Origin of the sequence: Streptomyces sp. NPDC047043 (assembly GCF_040644055.1) — a bacterium.
Taxonomy (GTDB): domain Bacteria; phylum Actinomycetota; class Actinomycetes; order Streptomycetales; family Streptomycetaceae; genus Streptomyces.
In genome coordinates this window covers 140,978-161,733 of the sequence record NZ_JBEYVO010000026.1, presented here as the reverse complement: position 1 = coordinate 161,733, position 20,756 = coordinate 140,978, and the positions used below count along the sequence as shown (strand labels likewise).

General features: G+C 71.2%; 17 protein-coding genes. 7 read left to right on the top strand and 10 right to left on the bottom strand.

Annotation, left to right across the window (positions count from 1 at the left end):
* Position 1: 1 nt before the first annotated feature.
* On the top strand, positions 2-2,032 hold the full coding sequence (locus tag ABZ880_RS35595) for a PQQ-dependent sugar dehydrogenase (RefSeq protein ID WP_361271668.1): 2,031 nt from the start codon (positions 2-4) through the stop codon (positions 2,030-2,032).
* Here the strand turns inward: ABZ880_RS35595 and ABZ880_RS35590 are convergent.
* Both ABZ880_RS35590 and ABZ880_RS35585 read right to left on the bottom strand, forming a co-directional pair.
* Positions 2,029-3,855: an AMP-binding protein gene (locus ABZ880_RS35590; protein ID WP_361271666.1), complete on the bottom strand. Its 1,827-nt coding sequence runs from the start codon at positions 3,853-3,855 to the stop codon at positions 2,029-2,031. The two genes, ABZ880_RS35595 and ABZ880_RS35590, sit on opposite strands and share 4 nt — an antisense overlap.
* Positions 3,856-4,107: 252 nt before the next feature.
* Positions 4,108-5,643: an MFS transporter gene (locus ABZ880_RS35585; protein WP_361271663.1), complete on the bottom strand. Its 1,536-nt coding sequence runs from the start codon at positions 5,641-5,643 to the stop codon at positions 4,108-4,110.
* 120 nt (positions 5,644-5,763) lie between these two features.
* On the opposite strand from ABZ880_RS35585, the gene ABZ880_RS35580 reads away from it, so the two are divergent.
* The gene (locus tag ABZ880_RS35580) at positions 5,764-6,744 is read left to right on the top strand and encodes an Lrp/AsnC family transcriptional regulator (protein ID WP_361271661.1); all 981 of its coding nucleotides are present in this window, start codon (positions 5,764-5,766) and stop codon (positions 6,742-6,744) included.
* Between the two features lie 249 nt (positions 6,745-6,993).
* On the opposite strand, the gene ABZ880_RS35575 is transcribed toward ABZ880_RS35580, so the two are convergent.
* A complete protein-coding gene (locus ABZ880_RS35575) occupies positions 6,994-7,866 on the bottom strand; it encodes a LysR substrate-binding domain-containing protein (RefSeq protein WP_361271658.1) in 873 nt (290 codons plus the stop codon).
* Positions 7,867-8,046: 180 nt separating this feature from the next.
* On the opposite strand from ABZ880_RS35575, the gene ABZ880_RS35570 reads away from it, so the two are divergent.
* Positions 8,047-9,078: a bile acid:sodium symporter family protein gene (locus ABZ880_RS35570; RefSeq protein ID WP_361271746.1), complete on the top strand. Its 1,032-nt coding sequence runs from the start codon at positions 8,047-8,049 to the stop codon at positions 9,076-9,078.
* Here ABZ880_RS35570 and ABZ880_RS35565 read toward each other — a convergent pair.
* The gene (locus ABZ880_RS35565) at positions 9,014-10,222 is read right to left on the bottom strand and encodes a DUF4185 domain-containing protein (protein WP_361271655.1); all 1,209 of its coding nucleotides are present in this window, start codon (positions 10,220-10,222) and stop codon (positions 9,014-9,016) included. The two genes, ABZ880_RS35570 and ABZ880_RS35565, sit on opposite strands and share 65 nt — an antisense overlap.
* Positions 10,223-10,232: 10 nt before the next feature.
* Positions 10,233-12,098 carry a sialidase family protein gene (locus ABZ880_RS35560; RefSeq protein WP_361271652.1) on the bottom strand — a complete coding sequence of 622 codons (1,866 nt, stop codon included), beginning with the start codon at positions 12,096-12,098 and terminating at the stop codon, positions 10,233-10,235.
* A 407-nt stretch (positions 12,099-12,505) separates the two neighbouring features.
* Here ABZ880_RS35560 and ABZ880_RS35555 point away from each other — a divergent pair, with 407 nt between their 5' ends.
* On the top strand, positions 12,506-13,108 hold the full coding sequence (locus ABZ880_RS35555; protein WP_361271649.1) for a GIY-YIG nuclease family protein: 603 nt from the start codon (positions 12,506-12,508) through the stop codon (positions 13,106-13,108).
* A gap of 206 nt (positions 13,109-13,314) precedes the next feature.
* On the opposite strand, the gene ABZ880_RS35550 is transcribed toward ABZ880_RS35555, so the two are convergent.
* A complete protein-coding gene (locus ABZ880_RS35550; protein ID WP_361271646.1) occupies positions 13,315-14,235 on the bottom strand; it encodes a zinc-binding dehydrogenase in 921 nt (306 codons plus the stop codon).
* A 103-nt stretch (positions 14,236-14,338) separates the two neighbouring features.
* Here ABZ880_RS35550 and ABZ880_RS35545 point away from each other — a divergent pair, with 103 nt between their 5' ends.
* Together ABZ880_RS35545 and ABZ880_RS35540 are read left to right on the top strand one after the other, a co-directional pair.
* A complete protein-coding gene (locus ABZ880_RS35545) occupies positions 14,339-14,776 on the top strand; it encodes a MarR family transcriptional regulator (RefSeq protein WP_361271644.1) in 438 nt (145 codons plus the stop codon).
* Positions 14,777-14,808: 32 nt separating this feature from the next.
* Entirely contained in the window at positions 14,809-15,333 is a 525-nt protein-coding gene (locus tag ABZ880_RS35540) for an isochorismatase family protein (RefSeq protein WP_361271641.1), read from the top strand.
* Here ABZ880_RS35540 and ABZ880_RS35535 read toward each other — a convergent pair.
* Positions 15,242-16,060, bottom strand: coding sequence for an SDR family oxidoreductase (locus ABZ880_RS35535; protein ID WP_361271638.1), 819 nt, complete (start codon positions 16,058-16,060; stop codon positions 15,242-15,244). The genes ABZ880_RS35540 and ABZ880_RS35535 overlap by 92 nt on opposite strands.
* Positions 16,061-16,188: 128 nt before the next feature.
* Here ABZ880_RS35535 and ABZ880_RS35530 point away from each other — a divergent pair, with 128 nt between their 5' ends.
* Entirely contained in the window at positions 16,189-17,043 is an 855-nt protein-coding gene (locus ABZ880_RS35530) for a LysR substrate-binding domain-containing protein (protein WP_361271636.1), read from the top strand.
* Positions 17,044-17,223: 180 nt separating this feature from the next.
* Here ABZ880_RS35530 and fdhD read toward each other — a convergent pair whose 3' ends face one another.
* The 3 genes from fdhD to ABZ880_RS35515 are packed head-to-tail and all read right to left on the bottom strand — an operon-like array spanning position 17,224 to position 20,751.
* Positions 17,224-18,072, bottom strand: a complete 849-nt coding sequence (fdhD, locus tag ABZ880_RS35525; protein ID WP_361271633.1) for a formate dehydrogenase accessory sulfurtransferase FdhD — start codon at positions 18,070-18,072, stop codon at positions 17,224-17,226.
* Positions 18,073-18,079: 7 nt separating this feature from the next.
* On the bottom strand, positions 18,080-18,940 hold the full coding sequence (locus ABZ880_RS35520) for a 2Fe-2S iron-sulfur cluster-binding protein (protein WP_361271630.1): 861 nt from the start codon (positions 18,938-18,940) through the stop codon (positions 18,080-18,082).
* Positions 18,937-20,751: an NAD(P)H-dependent oxidoreductase subunit E gene (locus ABZ880_RS35515; RefSeq protein WP_361271743.1), complete on the bottom strand. Its 1,815-nt coding sequence runs from the start codon at positions 20,749-20,751 to the stop codon at positions 18,937-18,939. Before ABZ880_RS35515 ends, ABZ880_RS35520 begins: the two co-directional genes overlap by 4 nt.
* Positions 20,752-20,756: the final 5 nt, after the last annotated feature.

The following is a 20,756-nucleotide window of genomic DNA, read 5'->3' as shown; positions in this document are numbered from 1 at the left end:
CATGAATCTCAAGAGAGTTCTGCCGTACGGCCTCACCGTGGCCCTCGCGCTGCCCCTCGCCGGCCTGAGCCAGGGCACCGCGCAGGCGGCCACCGACTACCAGGCCGAGGACGCGTCCATCACGCAGGGCGCGGTGGCCACCAACCACACCGGCTACACGGGCACCGGCTTCGTCGACTACACCAACGTCAAGGGCTCCTCTGTGGAGTTCACGGTGAGCGCGGCCTCCGCGGGCACCGCCTCGGTCACCCTGCGGTACGCCAACGGCACCGCCACCGACCGCCCGATGGACATCTCCGTCGGCGGCACGGTGGTCGCCTCCGGCGTCTCCTTCCCGGCCACCGCCGACTGGAACACCTGGGCCACCAAGGCCGTCAACGTCGCGCTGACCGCGGGCAGCAACAAGATCCGCGCCACCGCGACCACCGCCAACGGCGGCCCCAACCTCGACCGCATCAGCGTCGGCACGGCGGCCGACACCCAGGCCCCCACCCGCCCCGGACAGCCCAGCTGCTCCGACATCGGCGAGGACGGCCTCACCCTGGCCTGGGGCGCCTCGACCGACAACGTCGGCGTGACGGCGTACGACCTCTACGAGCACGGCAACAAGATCGGTGAGGCGCCCGGCAGTTCTACCAGCAAGGCGCTCACCGGCCTCACGCCCAACACCACTTACAACCTCACCGTCATCGCCCGCGACGCGGCCGGCAACACCTCCTCGGCCAGCCCGGTCGTCGACTGCACCACCAAGCCCAGCTCCGACACCACCCCGCCGACGAAGCCGGGCAGCCTCTCCGCCGCCAACGTCACCGCCAACAGCGCCGAGTTGACCTGGGGTGCCTCGACGGACGACCGGGCGGTCGCCGCGTACGACGTGCGCAGCGACACCACCGTCTACAAGTCCGTCACGAGCGGCACCTCGACCACGCTCACCGGGCTCGCCTGCAACAGCCCGTACTCCCTGAACGTGGTCGCCCGCGACGCGGCCGGCAATGTCTCCCCGGAGAGCAACACGGTCACCTTCACCACCAAGGCCTGCGCCACCGACGGCGGCGTCCCGTCCTCGATCTCCACGCTCTCCTCGGGCTGGACGATCCCCTGGGGCACGTACTGGATGCCCGACGGGCAGAGTGCGCTGGTCACCGAGCGGGACGACTTCCGGGTCTGGAAGGTCACCAAGGCAGGGGCGAGGACCCAGGTCGGCACTGTGCCCAACGCCGTGACCACCAACGGCGAGGGCGGTCTCCTCGGCGTCGCCGTCGACCCCAAGTGGGAGACCAACCACTACGTCTACTTCATGCACACCGCGTCCGAGGGCAACCGCGTGGTCCGCATGACCTACGACGGCACCACGCTCAGCGACTACAAGATCCTGCTCCAGGGCATCAAGAAGAACCGCTACCACAACGGCGGCCGCCTCGCCTTCGGCCCCGACGGCTACCTCTACGTCTCCACCGGCGAGGCCCAGACACCCGACCTCGCGCAGGACAAGAACTCCCTCAACGGCAAGGTCCTGCGCATGACGACGGACGGGAAACCGGCCCCCGGCAACCCGTTCGGCAACTACGTCTACAGCCTCGGCCACCGCAACCCGCAGGGCCTCGCCTTCGACCGCAACGGCCGCCTGTGGGAAGCGGAGTTCGGCAACAGCTCCAAGGACGAACTGAACCTCATCAAGCCGGGCGCCAACTACGGCTGGCCGATCTGCGAGGGGTCCTGCAGCACTGCCGGGATGACCAACCCGAAGGCCACCTGGAACGTCTCCGAGGCCTCGCCCAGCGGCATCGCCATCGTCCGCAACGTCGTCTACATGGCGTCCCTGCGCGGCGAGCGGCTGTGGCGGATCCCGATCAACGGAGACAACGAGAGCGTCGGCACACCGACCGCGTACTACGTCGGGACCTACGGACGCCTGAGGACCGTGACGAAGGTGCCGGGCGCCGACCAGCTGTGGCTGTCGACCACGAACTGCGACAACAACGGGAACCAGCCCGACGGTTCGGACAAGCTCTTCCGAATCAACATCAGCTAGGCGCGGTAGAGGGCCTCGACCTCGTTGGCGTAGGCGTTCTCGATCGCCTTGCGCTTCAGCTTCAACGACGGGGTCAGCAGGCCGTGTTCCTCGGTGAACGGCTGGGCCAGTATCCGGAACGTGCGAATCGACTCGGCCTGCGAGACGAGGGTGTTGGCGGCGACCACCGCACGCCGCACCTCCGTCTCCAGGTCGGCGTCGCGCACCAACTGGGCCGGGGACATCTGCGGTTTGCCGCGCATGGTCAGCCAGTGCTCGACGGCCTCCTGGTCGAGGGTGACCAGGGCGGCGATGTACGGGCGGTCGTTTCCGACCACGATGCACTGGTTGACCAGCGGATGGTCGCGTACCCGCTCCTCCAGCAGCCCGGGGGAGACGCTCTTGCCGCCGGAGGTCACGAGGATCTCCTTCTTGCGGCCCGTGATGGTGAGATAGCCGTCCTCGTCCAGGGCACCGAGGTCGCCGGTGGCGAGCCAGCCGTCGTGCAGGGTCTCGTCGGTGGCCTTCTGGTTGTTGAGGTAGCCCTGGAAGATGTTCGGGCCGTGCAGCCAGATCTCGCTGTCGTCCGCGATGTGCACGGTGACGCCCGGGATCGGCTGGCCGACGGTGCCGTAGCGGGTGCGCTCGGGCGGGTTGGCGGTCGCGGCCGCCGTCGACTCGGTCAGGCCGTAACCCTCGTAGATCTGCACGCCCGCGCCCGCGAAGAACAGGCCGAGCCGGCGGTCCATCGCCGAGCCGCCCGACATGGCGTTGCGGATACGGCCGCCCATCGCGGCCCGCACCTTGGAGTAGACGAGCTTGTCGAACAGCTGGTGCTGCACACGCAGCCCGGCCGACGGGCCAGGTCCGATGCCCCAGGCCTTCGCCTCGACGGCGTCCGCGTACTTCACTGCGATCTCGACGGCCTTCTCGAACGGCCCTGCCTTGCCGTCCTTCTCGGCCTTGCGGCGCGAGGCGTTGAAGACCTTCTCGAAGATGTACGGCACCGCGAGGATGAACGTCGGCTTGAACGCCTGCAGATCGGGCAGCAACGCGGCCGCGTTGAGCTGGGGCTGGTGACCGAATCGGACCCCATTGCTGATCGCCGCCACCTCCACCATCCGCCCGAAGACGTGCGCGAGCGGCAGGAAGAGCAGCGTCGCCGCCTCGTCGCCCTTCTTGGAGTGGAACACCGGCTCGAACTTCTCGACGACCGTGTCCGCTTCCCACATGAAGCTGCCGTGCGTGATGACGCAGCCCTTCGGGCGGCCCGTGGTGCCCGAGGTGTAGATGATCGTCGCCGTCGAGTCGGGCGTGACCGCCTGCCGGTGCCGGTGCACCACCTCGTCGTCGATGTGCGCGCCCGCGTCGTACAGCTCCTGCACGGCGTTCGAGTCCAGCTGCCACAGCTGGTGCAGCTGCGGCAGCCGGTCGATGACGGTGGCGATCGTCATCGCGTGGTCCTCGTGCTCCACGATCGCGGCGGAACACTCGGCGTCGTAGAGCATCCAGAAGCACTGCTCGGCCGAGGAGGTGGGGTAGATCGGCACCACCTGGGCGCCGATCGTCCACAGCGCGTAGTCGAAGAGCGTCCATTCGTAGCGGGTGCGGGACATGATCGCGACCCGGTCGCCGAACCGGATGCCCCGGGCGAGCAGCCCCTTGGCGAGGGCCAGCACCTCGTCCCGGAACTCGGCCGCCGTCACATCACGCCACTGCCCGAACTCGTCCTTGCGGCCGAGAGCGATGTGCAGCGGATCGTCGTGGGCACGCTCGAAGACGACGTCGGCCAGACCGCCCACCGGCGGTGACAACGTCAACGGAGGGTTGGTGAACTCGCGCAAACCCCGCTCCCCGCTCCTCAGCGCCCGATTTGAGTGCTACTCCGCACAGGGCGTGAAAGCTACCCCACCGGGGGACAGGGCGGGAGGGGGGCCGAATCCGAGCAGTGCTCAGGTACGCGCTGGTCACGGCCGGAAAATGCCCTCACATCCGGAAGGGTCGGACAGAAAACTGACGGTTGAGTAAGTTTCGGTCCCGTAATCTCCACCGAATCTGTACGACCTGGATCCGGCCCCCCAACCCCGTCGGCGACCTCATCCGCGAGGCGCCGTCGCCTCCTCTGTCAGCGCCGGAGCGGAGGATTCCGTTACTCCCGTCCCGGTCGCGCGCACCGGCCTGACCAGGGCGACCACCAGCGCTCCCGCGGCCGTCGCGGTCAGGCCCGCCACCACCGCCGCCGTGTTGAGCCCCGAGGCGAACGCGGCCCGCAGCGCATGGTCGGAGAAGGCGCCGCGCAGCGCCCCGGCAGCGCCGCCCGCCAGGGCGTGGGCCGCGTCGTGCGGCAGCGTGTCCTGCATCCGCGAGGTCAGCACGGTGCCGTATACGGCGATACCGAGCGCCAGGCCGAGCTGCCGGAAGGTGTTGACCGCGCCGCCCGCCATCCCGGCCCGCTCCGGCGGTACGGCGGCCAGCGCCGCACCGGCGATGCCGGGTGAGACCAGCCCCGTGCCGACACCGACCAGCACCAGCCCCGGCGCCAGCACGGACGCCGTCGACCCGGTGTCCAGCACCGCCATGCAGAACTGCCCCGAGCCGACCAGCAGCAGCCCGCCGCCGACGGTGATCCGGGGCGGCACCCCGTGCAACAGCCGCCCGCCGACCGCCGCCACCACGAACGCCGACAGCGACATCCACAGGAACACCGCACCGCCGCGCACCGGGCTCAGCCCGAGCAGCGACTGCATCCATATCGAGTCGTACGCCATGAGGCCGAAGGCCCCCGCGTTGAAGGCGAGCGCGCCCAGCATCACGACGGAGAAGCGGGGATCGAGGAACAGCCGCGGATCCAGCAGCGGATCGGTGCCGCGCCGCTCCACGGCGACGAAGCACACCAGCGCCACGGCGGCCGCCGCGAAGACGACGAGGGTGCCCGTCCCGCCCCAGCCGCGCTCCCCGGCCCGCACCGCCCCGTACGTCAGGCCGCCGGCGAAGACCGCGAACGTCACCGTGCCGGCCCAGTCGATGCTCCCCCACGCTCGGCTTCGCTCGCGCGGGGGGACCCCCACGTCGTGCGAGCCGTGCGACTCCGGCACGACCTTCAGCGTCAGCCACACCGCGGCCACGCTCACCGGCAGGTTGACGTAGAAGATCCAGCGCCAGCCCCGGCCGTCCGTCAGCACCCCGCCGAGCACCGGCCCCACCGCGGCCGCCGCACCGCTGACCGCGCCCCACACACCGAGCGCCACCGAACGCCGTTCGCCCTGGTAGACGGAGCCCAGCAGCGGGAGCGTGGTCGCGAGCATCGCCGCCCCGCCGAGACCCTGCAGGCAGCGCGCGGCGACCAGCATCCCCGGCCCGCTCGCCAGCCCGCACAGCAGCGAGGCCGTCGCGAACACCACGACACCCACCACGTGCACCCGCCGCCGCCCGAGGATGTCGGCCGCGGCGCCCGTGCCCAGCAGCAGCGCGGCCAGCGCCAGCGCGTATCCGTCCATCACCCACTGCAGATCGCTCAGCGACGCGTGCAGCGACCCCGCCATGTCCGGCAGCGCGACCACCGCGATGGTCACGTCCAGCAGCAACATGAACGTGCTCAGGCACACGGCCGTGAGCGGCCCCCATGTACGCATGTCCTCAACTCCTGTGCTTTGTGTACGTCGGATGCGTATCTCTCCGTACGATGGACGGCGAGCGTCAGATCGCAACGGAAGTCAGGCATCTTGCGACGGAATCCGACGGGAGTGGCCGGGATGGAGATGGAATCCGATGTCTTCGACAAGCTCGACCTGCAACTGCTGAGTGCGCTGGAGGTCAACGGCCGGGCCTCCTTCAGCCGGATCGGCGCCGTGCTCGGCGTCTCCGACCAGACCGTCGCCCGCCGCTACCGGCGGCTGTGCGCCGAGGGCGGCCTGCGCGTCGTCGCGGTCCTGGACAGCGACGCACTCGACCTGGACCACTGGACGCTGCGGCTGCGCTGCGTCCCCGACAGCGCCGAGACCATCGCGGAGGCGCTCGCCAAGCGGCCCGACACCAGCTGGATCGGGCTGGCCTCCGGCGGCACCGAGATCGTGCTCGGCACCCGGCCGCGCAACGCCGGCGACCGCGACGACCTGCTGCTGGGCAAGCTCCCGCGCACCCCGCGGCTGCTGGAGATCCGCGCGTACCAGAAGCTGCACCGCTTCTTCGGCGGCCCGCAGGGCTGGCTACAGAAGTTCTCGGCGCTCGCCCCGGACCAGATCGAGGCCCTCACCCCCGACCCCGTGCCCGACCCGGGCCCCGCCCGCATCGACCCGGAGGACGAGCCGCTGCTCGCCGTCCTCGAACGCGACGGCCGCGCCACCTACCCCGAACTCCAGCGCGCCACCGGCCGCTCGGAGTCCGCCGTCAAACGACGCCTGGCCACTCTGATCGCCTCCGGGGCGATCTACATCGACTGCGAATACCACCCCGAGACCGTCGGCTACCCCTTGATGGCGGCCCTCTGGCTCACCGTCGCCCCCGCAGCACTCCACTCCGTGGGCGAGGCGCTCGCCGCCCACGCCTCCGTCGTCCATGTCTCCGCGACCGCGGGCCCCACCAACGTCACGGCGACGGCCGTCGTCAGGAGCACCTCCGACCTGTACGACTACCTCAGCGGCCCCCTCGGCCACCTGGAGGGCGTCCAACACGTCGAGGCGACGCCGTACCTGCGCAACGTCAAACAGCTGACGTACCGGCCGAGGCCCCGCTAGGGCCTGTCCGTTGGATCAGGCCGACTGCAGGAAACGGCGCCTGACGGCCGAGCCCGAGCGGGGTCTGGGGCGGGCAGTTGCAAGGCGGAGGAGGGAGTCGACGCGGAGCGATGGGGGCCCCTCCCGCTCGAGCGAAGCCGAGAGTGGGGAGGCCGACGACAACGCCGCTGGGGGTCCCCCCACGCCTTTGAGGCAGTGGGGGAGTGCGTGCCAGACCCCGCGACGCCGAGCTGATCCACCGGACAGGCCCTAACCACTGCGCCTGCGCTGCAGCCGGTCCCCGCCCGCCAGGATCGTGGCTGCCAGGGCGTCCGCCGCGCTCTGGGACGAGGTGCGGCGGTGGCCGTGGACCAGGACGAAGTCGACGCGGCCCAGTTCGGGCAGGCCGAAGCGGTCGGGGACGCGGACCAGGCCCGGTGGGACGAGGCCGCGGGAGTGCGCCATCACGCCGAGGCCCGCGCGGGCCGCCGCGATCAGCGCGCTGAGGCTGCCGCTGGTGCAGGCGATGCGCCAGGACCGGCCCTGTCGTTCCAGGGACTCGAAGGCCAGGGCCCGGGTGATGCCGGGCGGCGGGAACACGATCAGCGGTACCGGGCGGTCGGCGTCCAGGCGCAGCCGTTCCGCGCCGATCCACACCAGCTCGTCGTGCCAGACCAGCTCGCCGCGCGGGTCCTCGGGGCGCCGCTTGGCCAGCACCAGGTCCAGCTTCCCGGCCGCCAGCTGTTCGTGCAGCGTGCCCGACAGTTCGACCGTCAGCTCCAGGTCGACCTCGGGATGGTCGTAGCGGAAGCCCTCCAGGATCTCCGGCAGCCGGGTCAGCACGAAGTCCTCCGAGGCGCCGAACCGCAGCCGGCCGCGTAGCCGGGTGCCCGTGAAGAACGCCGACGCCTGCTCGTGCACCTCCAGGATGCGGCGCGCGAACCCGAGCATCGCCTCGCCGTCCTCCGTCAGCTCCACGGAGTGGGTGTCGCGGGAGAAGAGCTGCCGGCCGGTGGCGTCCTCCAGCCGCCGCACATGCTGGCTGACCGTCGACTGCCGCAGCCCGAGCCGCCGCGCGGCCTGCGTGAAACTCAGCGTCTGGGCGACCGCCAGGAACGTACGCAGGTGAGAGGGGTCGTACATACGGACAACGGTAGCCGGTTATCGCATAGCGCGATGGCAGTCAGAGCGGTATGACGGATTCCCGATCGGGCGTCGGAAGAGGACGATGAACGGGGGCCCTCCGGGCCCGGACCGACCCTGGAATCGCCGACAGCAATCAGCAAGTGGAGCACCGTGAAACGCCTGCAATGGCCGAGTTGGATGCCGATCGACCCGTACATCCTGCTGCTGCTCGGGACGGTCGGCCTCGCGGCGCTCTTCCCGGCGCGCGGGGCGGCGGCCGACGTGGCCTCGGGTGCTTCCACGGCCGCGATCGCCTTCCTCTTCTTCCTGTACGGCGCCCGGCTCTCCACCCGTGAGGCGCTGGACGGGCTCAAGCACTGGCGGCTCCATGTCACGGTCCTGGCCTGTACGTTCGTGATCTTCCCGCTGCTGGGCCTGGCCGCCCGCGGCCTCGTCCCGGTCTTCCTCACGCACCCGCTCTACCAGGGGCTGCTCTTCCTCACGCTCGTCCCGTCGACCATCCAGTCGTCGATAGCCTTCACCTCGATCGCCCGCGGCAATGTGCCCGCCGCGATCTGCGCGGGCTCCTTCTCCTCGCTCGTCGGCATCGTCATCACGCCACTGCTCGCCGCCGCCGTGCTGGGCAGCAGCGCCGGCGGGTTCTCGGCCGACTCGCTCGTCCAGATCGTGCTGCAGCTGCTGGTGCCGTTCCTCGCCGGGCAGCTGCTGCGCCGCTGGATCGGCGGCTTCGTCGCCCGGCACAAGAAGGTCCTCGGCCTGGTCGACCGCGGCTCGATCCTGCTCGTCGTCTACACCGCGTTCAGCGAGGGCATGGTCCAGGGCATCTGGCACCAGGTGAGCCCGATCCGGCTCGGCGGCCTGCTGGTCGTCGAGGCCGTACTGCTCGCGGTGATGCTGACCCTGACCTGGTACGGCGGCAAGGCGCTGCGCTTCAACCGCGAGGACCGCATCGCCATCCAGTTCGCGGGCTCCAAGAAGTCCCTCGCCTCCGGACTGCCCATGGCGAGCGTCCTGTTCGGCGCGCATGCCTCGCTCGCCGTGCTGCCGCTGATGCTCTTCCACCAGATGCAGCTGATGGTGTGCGCGGTGATCGCCAAGCGCCGCTCGCACGACCCGCGCCAGGAAGCCGAGGAGGCCGCCGAGGTCACCGCGTCCGCGCCAGCCGCACCGTCACGAACCGCGGTCGGTACAGGGTCACGTCCGCGTTGATGCTCGCCGAAGCCCCCGTCGTCTCCAGCCAGTTGACGTCGTAGCTCAGCACCAGCCGCCCGTCGCCGCTCAGCTCGGGATGCACCTGCGGGTTGTACGCGGCGACGCCCGCGCTCGGCAGCGCCGGGCTGAAGTGCCGCGTCGGCCCGTGCCACGGCCCGGTGGGGGAGCAGGCCCAGTACGAGGTCACGGTGGTCAGCCCCTCCGCCCCCGCGGCCATCGTGAACAGCACATACGTCCCGTCCACCCGCGCCACCGAGAACGCGCTGCCCACCTTCGCCCCGCGCACCGGTTTCGGTGCGGCGCCCCACCGCGACCCGTTCCAGTACCGCCAGGCGGCCGGCTCCCCGAGCCGCCCCTCCGGCACGCGGGCCACATACGCCGACGAGGCCGGCCGGGACGCGGCCTGCCCGTCGTCGCCGCCGTACACATACGTCCAGCCGTCCTTCTCGACCAGCGTCGTACCGAACAGCACCCGCTGGGACGGATCGGACACCAGGCTCTGGTCGAGGACCTTCACCACCGACTCGACCTTCAGATCGGGCAGGGAGAGCGTGGCCACCTCGGTGGCGGTCGGCACCCCGTAGATCCACGGCGACTGCCCGGTCGTCCGCACCCACAGCAGCACCCGTACGACCTTCTCGGACGAACCCGGGGAGCGGGGCTCGACGCGGGCCGCGACCGGCCAGCGCCACTGGTTCGGGGCCGGGTCGGCGAAGAGCGGGGCCGGCAGGGTGCTCTCCAGTCGGCCGCCGCGCATCACCACGGCCGAGTTCCGCACCAGCGGGGCCGTCGTGTCCCGCCAGGCGGCCGACTCGTCGACCGGGTTGGGCGGGCCGTGCACCTGGCCGAGATAGGTGTCCGAGAACAGCCACAGCACCCGGCCGTCCGGCAGCCGCACCGAGTGGGTGCCGTCGCCGCCGGTCCAGTCGTCGGTACGGGTCGCGTCGTCGCCGTAGCGGGCGAACTCACCGGTGAGACGGTCGTCCTTCGTCCACCCGGCCACCGTGCGCGGTGCACAGCCGCCGCCCTCCCGTTCGCCGTCGTCCGGGAGGGCGGTGAGCAGCACGGCCCCGAGAACCAGCGTCAGCAGCAGGCCGATGCCGGTTCCCGTCCGCTGTCGTGCTCGTGTGTCGGCGGGCACCCACGGGACGTTAGTGGCTGCCGCTCACCTGGTCCATGGGCAGCCACAGGACGGTGTCCTTCGCCGATGCGTCACCCGCGGTGATCTCCTCGTCGCTCAACGCGCGGTCCCACACATGCACGTCGTCGATCGCCCCGGTGAAGAACGCCCGGCCGTCCATGCGCTGCCCGACGTGCACACCGAAGGGCGAGTTGCGGCTGACCGAACCCGGCACGTCGGCCGTGCTCAGCTGCGTACCGTCGATGAACAGCGTCAGCCGCCCGCCGCCACGCCGCAGGGCGAGGTGATGCCACTGCCCGTCGTTGGACGCGCCACTCGTACGCACGGACGCCGACTGCGGGGCCGCCGCACCGTTGCGCACCGTGATCAACCCCTGGACGCGGTTGCTCGCGGGCTCGCCGCGCAGCCACACCTGCGGCTGACTGGTGCCGATCCCGCCCATCCACAACAACGGCTGCTCGCCGGTCGTGGCCGAGTACCTGAACCACAGCGACGCCGTGAAGTCCTTCGTCCCGAGCGGCAGTTCACCCCGATACGGCAGACGTACGGCATCGTCGGCGCCGTCGAACTCCAGCGCCCCGCCGTCCACGCCGTCCGTCTCCTTCGCCCCGCCGAGCACGGCCGCGGGCCTTGCGTACGGCGCCCGGTCGACGGTGGTCGGGTCCGGGCCGCGGCGCGGCTGCAGCCAGTCCTCGGTGAACCGGGCGAAGCGGATCTCGTCGCGCGCGTCGACGGCACCCCCCTCGTACATCAGCCCCACGGTGTCGTGGTCGATCCGCGCCATGTCGGAGTAGCCCGACCAGTCCGCGGTCACCACCGTGCCGCGGTCCACGCTGTCCCAGGTGCGCCCGCCGTCGTAGGAGGAGCGGATCATCATGGTCCGGCGGCGGTCCGGATCGCCCGGGCAGGCCAGCAGGATGCGGTCGCCCAGGCGCAGCATCGAACCCTGCACCTGGGGCGTGTAGAGGTCGGGCAGGTCGCGGAACGGGCCGACGAAGCTGCTGCCACCGTCGCGGCTGACCGCCTGCGTGCGATGACCGAGGTCCGTACCGTCCTGCTCACGGCCGCTGACCAGGACCGAGCCGTCGGTGCGCTCGGTGAGCGTCAGCTCCGACGGCTTCTGCCGGAAGGTGCCGTCGACCCCGATCGGCCAGGAGTCCGTGGCACCGATCCGCCAGTGGTCGCCGCCGTCGTCGCTCACGATCAGCGCCGCGTGGTTGGCGGTGACCCGGCTCCCGTCCCAGGTCTCGGTGTTGACGCCGAAGACCAGCCGCCCGGCATGCCTGCCGCGGGTCAGCTGGATGCCGTGCACGGGACCGGTGGCGTACCAGGAGTTCCAGTCGGCCGGCAGGATCTCCCCGCTCAGATCGCGCGGCGCGGACCACGTCACCCCGTCGTCGTCGCTGTACTGCAGATGCGGCGTGCGATCGCACGGCACCGAGCAACTCGAGCCGTCCGCACGGCCCGTGTTGTACGTCTCGGCCAGCAGGATGCGGCCCGTCTGGCGGTCCACGATCGGCGCCGGGTTGCCGTGCGTGTCGCCGCCGCCCTCGTTGACGACCTGGAGCGGGCCCCAGGTGCGGCCGCCGTCCGTGGACCGCTTGAGCACGATGTCTATGTCGGCGGCGTCCCCGCAGTTGAGGACCCGGCCCTCGGCGAACGCCAGCAGCGTGCCGTCCGTGGTCCGCACGATCGCCGGGATGCGGAAGCAGGCGTAGCCGGGATCCTGCGCGGCCTTGAACAGGACCTGCTGCTCGAACCCGCCGGTGGGCGTGGCCGATTGGGCGTGCGCGGGACTCGGCAGCGCGAGCAGTGCGGCCGTGGTGAACACGGCGGTGAGCGTTGATCTCAGACGTGCGCGAAGACGTGACGGCATGGTGCGAACCTGCCCTTCAGAGGTCTGGACATCTGGACATCCCACGTCCAACGTCCGTGTCACAGAGGCTAGTTGCGGTCTCCGGGGCCTCACAAGAACCGTGCGCCTACTCGCCGGGTTCCCGGCGGCGCAGGACCGGAAGGACGGGAAGCATGGCCGCCGGTCCGGGACTTGGCGCCGACGCCGCACCTGCTTTGCGGCAGAGCAGCGCGTCCGGGTCGTCGGCCGGGACCTGGAGCGTGTAGCCGTCGGGGCAGGCGGGGCCGGGGTCGCCCTTTCGGGGAACAAATTTGCCGTTCGGCCCACTTTCTCCCTTCGGGCCAAATGGCTTCCCGTGCATGCCAGTACTTGACCCTGCATACCCGTACCGAGGTATGCCCCTCAGCCCTGCCGCCTGCTTGAACCTGATGCTCCAGCACGCCGGCGACCAACCACTGACGCGTGGCGAGATCGTCGGTTTGTTGGAGAGGCTCCACGCGGAGCAAGGTGGCACGTTCCAGGACGCCGGGCACCTGCTGGGGGCGGTGAAGAAGGCTCTGCGGGCGGGCAAGAGCACCGGAGTGCTGGTCAACCCGCGTCAGAGCTACTACATGCGGGCGAGCACGGCGCCCGGCTCGGAGCCGTCGCAGGAGGCCGTCCTCGGCCCCCCGGCGGAGGGCTTCGACGCAGCCGTGGGTCAGGGGAGCGGCAGTGTCTACGTGTGGTACCTCCCGGCGTACCGCGACCGTGCCCGGTCGACCAAGTCGGCGCACTGGGAGTGCAAGGTGGGCACGAGCGCGTACAGCGCGGCCCGTCGCGTCGCAGAACAGGGGTACGTGCCCGAGAAGCCGGTATGCGCGTTGCTCATTCGAACCGATCACTATCGCGATCTCGAGCGGTACCTGCATTCGGTCCTGGATGGCCGAGGCAGGCGGGTTGAGTCGGCCGTGGGCACGGAGTGGTTCCACACGAGCCCGGCCGAAGTGCTGTCGATCGCCCGGGAGACCCGATGGGTCGACGTGGCGACCTGATGCGCAGGTCGGGTCCGGTACCCGGCAGAGCAGGGTGGTGCCGGCATCCAAGTGACTGCCTCCTACTTGGACGACGGGTCGCACACGACGCGACCCGTTGAACTCAGCCAAAGTAACGAGCCACTTGCCGGTGGGGTGTGCCGCCACGGAGGACTACGCCGGACGGGTGGTGACGGAGCGTCAGGGCTGACGCATAGATGCAGATTTCACGGCCGCAGTACCACCTTGCCCAGATTGTCCCGCGCCTCGATCACCCCGTGCGCCTTCCCCGCGTCCTCCAACGCGAACTCCCCGTGCACGACAGTCCTCAGCGCCCCCTCCTCGAACAGCCGCCACAGCTCCCGCCGCCACCGCTCGTACAACTCCGGCTTCCCTCGGGCGGTCCGCGCCATCTGGAACCCGATCACCGACCTGGCGCCCACGAGCAGGTCGTAGGCCTGGATCGTCCCGCCGCCCGAGCTGTACGCCACCAGCCGGCCGCCGGGCGCGAGCGCGGCGATCGCCGGGGTGAGGAGCTCGCCGCCCACCGCGTCGAGCACGTAGTCGACGGGCTCGCCCCAGCTCTCGTCGTGGTAGGCGATCACGTGGTCGGCGCCGAGGGAGCGTACGAAATCGGCCTTTCCGGGATCGGACACGGCGCCCACCACCCGGGCGGCGCCGCCCCGCACCCTCGCCAACTGCACGGCCAGATGGCCGACCCCGCTCGCGGCGGCCGTGACCAGTGCCGCCTCGCCGGGCTCGGGGCGCGCCGCATCGAGGGCGCCGAGGGCGACCAGCCCGCTGCGGACGAGGGCGACCGCGTCGACGGCGGTCGCGGTGTCCGGGACGGGAGAGGCCATGGCCTCGTGCAGGAGGGCGAAGTCGGCGTAACCGTGCCCGAAGCACAGGCCGGTCACGCGGTCGCCCGCGCCGTGGCGGGTGACGCCCTCGCCGACGGCCACCACTTCCCCGGCGAGCTCGCCGCCCAGCGGGACGGGTTCGGCGGCCTCGGTGACCTTGCGGACGACGGGGAGCGTGACACCGACGGCCTCGCAGCGGACGAGGAGTTCACCGGGGCCGGGTTCCGGGACCGGGGTCTCCTCCAGGAACAGGGGGCCGCCGGGGCGTTCGTAGCGGATGCGGCGCATAGCACCTCCAGGCATCGTTGGGGCTCCCAGCGAATTCGTTGGGAGCCCCAACGATAGCCATCATTCATTGGGAAGTCCAACGATCTGTCGGTAGGCTGTTCGCATGCCCGAAGCCCCCCTCGCCGCGATCCGCTCCCTCCCCAGCTGGCTGCTCGGCCGGGCCGCCGCCCGCGGCCGCGCGCTGGTGGCCGAGGCGTTGGCCGCGGAGGGGCTGAAGATGTGGCACCACGTGGTGCTCTCCGCCGTACGCGATCTCGCGCCGGTCGCCCAGGCCGACCTGGGCCGCAGCGTGCAGCTCGACCCCAAGGACCTGGTCGGTGTCCTCAATGACCTGCAGGCCGCAGGTCATGTCGTGCGCGAACCGGATCCGAAGGACCGGCGCAAGAACGCGGTGTCGCTCACCGAGGGGGGCGCGCGGCTGCTGAAACGCTGCGAGAAGGCGGCGCGCACGGCGAACGAGGAGCTGCTCGCTCCGCTCTCGGCGGCCGAACGCGACCGGTTCATGGGCCTGTTGATCCGGATTTCCGGCACGGAAGGCTGATACGGAGGGCTGCCGGCGGATAACGTTCCGTCATGACCGCACCCCTCGCCCTCGATGCCGCGCGCAGCGCCCTCGTCCTCGTCGATCTGATGGACCGCATCGTCGCGCTGCCTCTGGAGCCCCGCAAAGGGACCGAAGTCCTGTCCGCCGCCGAGGAGTTGATCACCGCATTCCGCTCGGCCGGTGCGACCGTCGTCCTCATCCGGGTCGAACGCCCCGGCGTCGCCGAACAGCCGCCCGGCAGCGGGCTGGTGGCAGGCCTGGCCCGGGACGGCGACATCGAGATCGTGAAGCGGACGATCGGCGGCTTCCAGGGCACGGGCCTGGACGGGCAGTTGCGCGAACGCGGCGTCCACACCCTCGTGTTCGGCGGCATCGCCACCAACCTCGGCGTCGAGTCCACCGCCCGGGCAGCCGGCGACCTCGGCTACGACCTGGTCTTCGTCGAGGACGCCATGGCCGCGTTCACGGCCGCCGAGCACGAGGCCTCGGTCCGGCTGGACTTCCCGCGGCTGGGGACGGTGGTGACGGCGGCGGACGTGCGGTTCGCGGCCTGAGTCTCAGACCAGCGTCCCGCCCGCCGTCCACGGTGACGACCGAGCCGGTGCTGTAGCCGCCGCGCATCAGGTACAGGTACGCCTCGGCGACGTCGGACGGCTCGCCCACCCGGCCGACCGGGAGCGATCCGGCGGCGGACGCGTACAGGCCCTCGCGCTCCGCCTCGGTCAGATCCCGCCACAGTTCGGTGCGGACCACGCCCGGCGAGACCACGTTGACGCGGACCGGGGCGAGCTCCAGGGCCAGGGCGCGGGTGAGCGACTCCATCGCCCCGCACAGGCTCGCCGCGACGGTCGTGCCCGGCATCGGGCGGCGGGCCGCGGTGCCGGTCGTCAGGACGACGGAGCCCCCGGGGCGGATCGAGGCGGCACCGTGTTTGACGGCCGTGTACGCGCCCCACAGCCGTGTGTCCAGGAAGCGCCGGGCCCGGCCCAGCTCCGACTCGGCGAGGCTCTCCATCAGGATGGACTCGCCGGCCGTGTAGACGAGGTGGTCGAAGCCGCCGATCCGCCCGAAGAAGCCGCGTACGGCCTCCTCGTCGGTCGCGTCCAGGACGTGCCCCTCGGCGCCGCCGTCCGGCAGCCGCTTCAGCGCGGCGTCGACGCTCTCCTGCCGACGCGAGGCGATCACGACCTCGGCGCCCTCCTCGGCGGCGGCCTGCGCGACCGCCAGCCCGATGCCCGCGGTGCCGCCGATGACGACGATGCGCTGTCCTTGCAGACTCATGCCGTTCTCCTGATTCGTCTGTGGGGTTGTCCGGCGTCATCCAGCCTGCGGTCGCCCCCGATCCGCCGTCCAAGACCTCTTTCGGCGGTGGCGATACCCTGAAGGCATCGCCGACGGAAGGGGCGGCCATGGACCTCGACCTGCGGAAAGTGCGCTACTTCGTGGCGGTGGCCGAGCTGCTGCACTTCGGGCGCGCGGCCGAGCGGCTGCACATCGCGCAGCCGGTGCTGAGCCGTCAGATCCGCGCGCTGGAGAAGGACTTGGGCGCCGAGCTGTTCGTACGGGACAGCCACGGCGTGACGTTGACCGCGGCCGGACGCCAATTCCTGGACGACGCACAGCAGTTGCTCGCCGCCGCCGACGCGGCCCGTCGCCGGGTGCACCGGGCGGCGCGCGGCCCGCGCCGCTTCGTCGTCGGCTTCCGGGCGGGCGTCGTCGTCACCCCCGCCCTGCGTGCCTTCGGCGCGGCCCACCCCGACGTCGACGTGCAGGCCAGCCGTGTCGAGTGGGACGACCAGGAGCGGCTGATCCTCGACGGGACCGTCGACCTCGCCTATGTCCGCAGGCCGATCGACGAGCGCGGACTCGAGCTGCTGCCGCTGTTCACGGAGACGCGGGTGGCGATGCTCCCGGCGGACCACCGGCTCGCCGGCAAACAGGAGCTGGCCCTCTCCGACCTGGACGGCGAGACCTGGCTGCGCTATTCGGACCCGGGGCCCGACGACGTGCCGATCCGCACGGTCGAGGAGAAGTTCGAGCGGGTGGCGGCGGGCTCGGGGATCACGCTGGTGCCGACGTCCATCGCCGAGCAGTACTCCCGCCCGGACATCACCTACGTGCCCGTACCGGACGCAGAACCGGACCAGGTGTACCTGGCCTGGGAGGCGGACCGCCGCACACCCTTGATCGCCGCCTATGCCGAAACGGCGAGTGCCCTCCAACGGTCACCGCGCCGCGGACACCGGCCGCGAAGAGAGCCGTAAGGGGCGCGGCGGTGTCGAGAGACCGAACGCGCGGAGGCGCGAAGCGCTGAGCACGATCGGGCTCTCGACACCGACTGAAGCGCCCCCGCAGGCGAACGAAGCCAATAGAGGCGGGACCCCGATGGCGCAGGGGGCGCTCCCCGCCGGTCGGGGCCCCGCCGCCGTGTCGCGGGGAGCCGGTCAGCTCTGGGCGGCCGCGGTCCGTAGAGCGATGCGGTCTTCGCCCGCGTACACGTTCATGGAGGCGCCCCGCAGGAAGCCCACGAGGGTCAGGCCGGTCTCCGCGGCCAGGTCCACCGCCAGGGAGGAGGGGGCCGAGACCGCCGCCAGGACCGGGATGCCGGCCATCACGGCCTTCTGGGCGAGCTCGAAGGAGGCCCGGCCCGAGACCAGGAGGATGGTGCGGGACAGCGGCAGGTCGCCGTTCTGCAGGGCGCGGCCGACCAGCTTGTCCACGGCGTTGTGGCGGCCCACGTCCTCCCGTATGTCGAGGAGCTCGCCGTCTTCGGTGAACAGGGCCGCCGCGTGCAGACCCCCGGTCCGGTCGAAGACCCGCTGGGCCGCGCGGAGCCGGTCGGGGAGGCTCGCGAGGAGTTCGGGTTCGACACGGACCGGGGGAGTGTCGGCTATCGGCCAGCGGGCCGTCGTACGCACCGCGTCCAGGCTCGCCTTGCCGCACAGTCCGCAGGACGAGGTCGTGTAGACGTTCCGCTCGAGCGTGATGTCGGGCATCACGACACCCGGCGTGGTCTTCACGTCCACCACGTTGTACGTGTTGGAGCCGTCGACGGTGGCGCCCGCGCAGTAGACGATGTTCTGCAGGTCGGCCTGCTGGGCCAGCACGCCCTCGCTGACCAGGAAGCCCGCGGCCAGCGCGAAGTCGTCGCCCGGGGTGCGCATGGTGATCGCGAGCGGTTTGCCGTTCAGCCGGATCTCCAGCGGTTCCTCGGCGACGAGGGTGTCCGGGCGGGTGGAGACCGCCCCGTCCCGGATGCGGATCACCTTGCGTCGTTCCGTGACTCGTCCCATGTGTGCCTCAGTCCCGGTTCTGTACGTGCTGGTAGCCGAAGCGGCCCTTGATGCAGAGGTTGCCGTGGGTCACCGGGTTGTCGTGCGGGGAGGTGACCTTCACGATCTCATTGTCCTGCACGTGGAGAGTGAGGTTGCAGCCCACTCCGCAGTAGGCGCACACGGTGGTCGTCTCGGTCTGCTCGGTCTCGTCCCAGGTACCCGCCGCCCGCATGTCGAACTCCGACTTGAACGACAGCGCCCCCGTCGGGCACACCTCGATGCAGTTGCCGCAGTACACGCACGCGGAGTCGGTCAGCGGAGCGTCGTGCTCTACGGCGATCCGCGCGTCGAATCCGCGGCCGGAGACCGAGATCGCGAAGGTGTTCTGCCACTGGTCGCCGCACGCGTCCACGCACTTGTAGCAGAGGATGCACTTGTCGTAGTCGCGCACATACAGATCGTTGTCGACCTTGGGTTCCTCGTTGAGGCGGGCCGCGTCCGGGCCGAAGCGGTCCGGTTTCGCCTCGTACTCCTTGATCCATTCAGCGACTTGTGGAGTCGTCGACAAGTCGACCGAGGAGGCGAGCAGTTCCAGGACGATCTTGCGGCTGTGCCGGGCCCGCTCGGTGTCGGTCCGCACCTCCATGCCGGGCTCGGCCTTGCGGGAGCAGGCCGGGACGAGGGTCCGGGAGCCCTCGACCTCGACCACGCAGACCCGGCAGGCGTTCTTCGGCCGCAGGGTGTCGCCCTGGCAGAGGGTCGGTACGTCCTTCCCGGCGGCCCGGCAGGCGTCGAGGATCGTCGAGCCCTCGGGCGCCCGGACCGCCTCCCCGTCGATCGTGAACTCCAGCAGCCGGCGCGGGATCCCCAGCGGTGTCACGGTCATTCGTACGCCCCCAGACGGTCGATGGCGGATTCCACGGCGTTCCACGCGGTCTGCCCCAGACCGCAGATCGAGGCGTCCCGCATCGCGCGGCCGACCTCCCTGAGCAGGGCGATGTCGCCGGCGGCCGCCGCACCCGTGCGCTCCGCGATCCGGTGCAGCGCCTCCTCCTGCCGTACGGTCCCGACCCGGCACGGCACGCACTGCCCGCACGACTCGTCCCGGAAGAACTCGGCGATCCGCAGCAGCAGCCGGGGAAGCGGCACGGTGTCGTCGAAGGCCATCACGACCCCCGAGCCGAGCGTGGTGCCCGCCTCCCGTGTGCCTTCGAAGGTGAGCGGGATGTTCAGTTCGTCCGGTCGTACGAAGCCACCCGCCGCGCCGCCGAGCAGCACCGCCCGCAGGCGGTCGCGTACGCCGGCTTCGGTGAGCAGATCCCCCAGCGTGGCACCGAAGGGGAGCTCGTAGATCCCGGGCCGCTCCACACTGCCCGACACGCAGAACAGTTTCGGCCCCGTCGACCTCTCCGTCCCGATCGCCGCGTACGCCGGGGCTCCCATGGTCAGGATCGGCAGCACGTTGACGAGTGTCTCGACGTTGTTCTCGACCGTCGGCTTGCCGAACAGGCCCTTCTCCACCGGGAAGGGCGGCTTCGAGCGCGGCTCGCCCCGATACCCCTCGATGGAGTTGAACAGGGCCGTCTCCTCGCCGCAGATGTAGGCGCCCGCGCCGCGCCGGATCTCGAGGTCGAAGGCGTAGCCATGGCCGAGGACGTCCTCGCCGAGGAAGCCACGCGCGCGTGCCTGGTCGATGGCGTGCTGGACACGCCTCAGCGCCCTCGGGTACTCGCCGCGCAGGTAGATGTACCCCTTGTGCGCACCGGTCGCGTACGCCGCGATGGTCATCGCCTCGACCAGCGCGTACGGGTCGCCTTCCATGATCACGCGGTCCTTGAAGGTGCCGGGTTCGGACTCGTCGGCGTTGCACACCAGGTAGTGGGGGTGGTCGGGCTGGGACGCCGTGGCCTGCCATTTGCGGCCGGTGGGGAAGGCGGCGCCGCCGCGCCCGACCAGGCCGGAGTCGGTGACCTCGCGGATGACTCCGGCGGGACCGAGCTCGAAGGCCCGGCGCAGCGCGGTGTAGCCGCCGCCCGCCCGGTAGTCGTCGAGACTCGACGGGTCCACCACGCCGACGCGCCCGAGGAGGATCAGCCCTTCCTGCCCTGCCTGCGGTACGGCCGTCGGTTCCGCCGCCGCCGAGTCCGGCGCGCTCGCGGCGAGGACGGCGTCGTGCACGGTCGCCGGCGCCGACACCGCCGTACGCACCGGATCGCCCGCCTTGATCGCGAGCGCCGCCGGAGCCCGCTCGCACAGGCCGAGGCAGGGACTGCGCTCGACCTGCACGCCACTGCCGAGCCCGAGCCGCGCCTCGACCCCGGCGCACAGCTCGGACGCGCCCGCCGCCGCGCACGCGAGGTCCGTGCAGACGTGGAGCACGGTGGCGGGGCGCGGTTTGACCGAGAACATGGCGTAGAAGGTGGCGACGCCGTATGCCTCCGCCGGCGGCACGGTCAGTCGTCGGCACAGGTAGTCGAGGGCGCCCTCGCTGATCCAGCCGATCCGGTCGTTGATCGCGTGCAGCCCCGGCAGCAGCAGGTCGCGGCGGTCCCGGGCCTCGCGGCCGCCGCGCGCCCACCTCAGGTCGGCGTCGGAGCGGTCCGCGCCCTCCCAGGATGACTCCGGAGGGCCCAACAGGGCGTCCACGGCGGCCCGTTCGTCGTCCGTCGGCTTGCTGTCGCCGAAGTGCAGGTCCACTTGCG

What these genes read in the sequence shown, in the direction of transcription:
- ABZ880_RS35595 (WP_361271668.1), top strand. Translation starts at nt 2, where the DNA reads ATGAATCTCAAGAGAGTTCTGCCGTACGGCCTCACCGTGGCCCTCGCG.
- ABZ880_RS35585 (WP_361271663.1), bottom strand. Translation starts at nt 5,643, where the DNA reads ATGCGTACATGGGGGCCGCTCACGGCCGTGTGCCTGAGCACGTTCATG.
- ABZ880_RS35580 (WP_361271661.1), top strand. Translation starts at nt 5,764, where the DNA reads ATGGAGATGGAATCCGATGTCTTCGACAAGCTCGACCTGCAACTGCTG.
- ABZ880_RS35575 (WP_361271658.1), bottom strand. Translation starts at nt 7,866, where the DNA reads ATGTACGACCCCTCTCACCTGCGTACGTTCCTGGCGGTCGCCCAGACG.
- ABZ880_RS35570 (WP_361271746.1), top strand. Translation starts at nt 8,047, where the DNA reads ATGCCGATCGACCCGTACATCCTGCTGCTGCTCGGGACGGTCGGCCTC.
- ABZ880_RS35560 (WP_361271652.1), bottom strand. Translation starts at nt 12,098, where the DNA reads ATGCCGTCACGTCTTCGCGCACGTCTGAGATCAACGCTCACCGCCGTG.
- ABZ880_RS35555 (WP_361271649.1), top strand. Translation starts at nt 12,506, where the DNA reads ATGCTCCAGCACGCCGGCGACCAACCACTGACGCGTGGCGAGATCGTC.
- ABZ880_RS35550 (WP_361271646.1), bottom strand. Translation starts at nt 14,235, where the DNA reads ATGCGCCGCATCCGCTACGAACGCCCCGGCGGCCCCCTGTTCCTGGAG.
- ABZ880_RS35545 (WP_361271644.1), top strand. Translation starts at nt 14,339, where the DNA reads ATGCCCGAAGCCCCCCTCGCCGCGATCCGCTCCCTCCCCAGCTGGCTG.
- ABZ880_RS35540 (WP_361271641.1), top strand. Translation starts at nt 14,809, where the DNA reads ATGACCGCACCCCTCGCCCTCGATGCCGCGCGCAGCGCCCTCGTCCTC.
- ABZ880_RS35535 (WP_361271638.1), bottom strand. Translation starts at nt 16,060, where the DNA reads ATGAGTCTGCAAGGACAGCGCATCGTCGTCATCGGCGGCACCGCGGGC.
- ABZ880_RS35530 (WP_361271636.1), top strand. Translation starts at nt 16,189, where the DNA reads ATGGACCTCGACCTGCGGAAAGTGCGCTACTTCGTGGCGGTGGCCGAG.
- fdhD (WP_361271633.1), bottom strand. Translation starts at nt 18,072, where the DNA reads ATGGGACGAGTCACGGAACGACGCAAGGTGATCCGCATCCGGGACGGG.
- ABZ880_RS35520 (WP_361271630.1), bottom strand. Translation starts at nt 18,940, where the DNA reads ATGACCGTGACACCGCTGGGGATCCCGCGCCGGCTGCTGGAGTTCACG.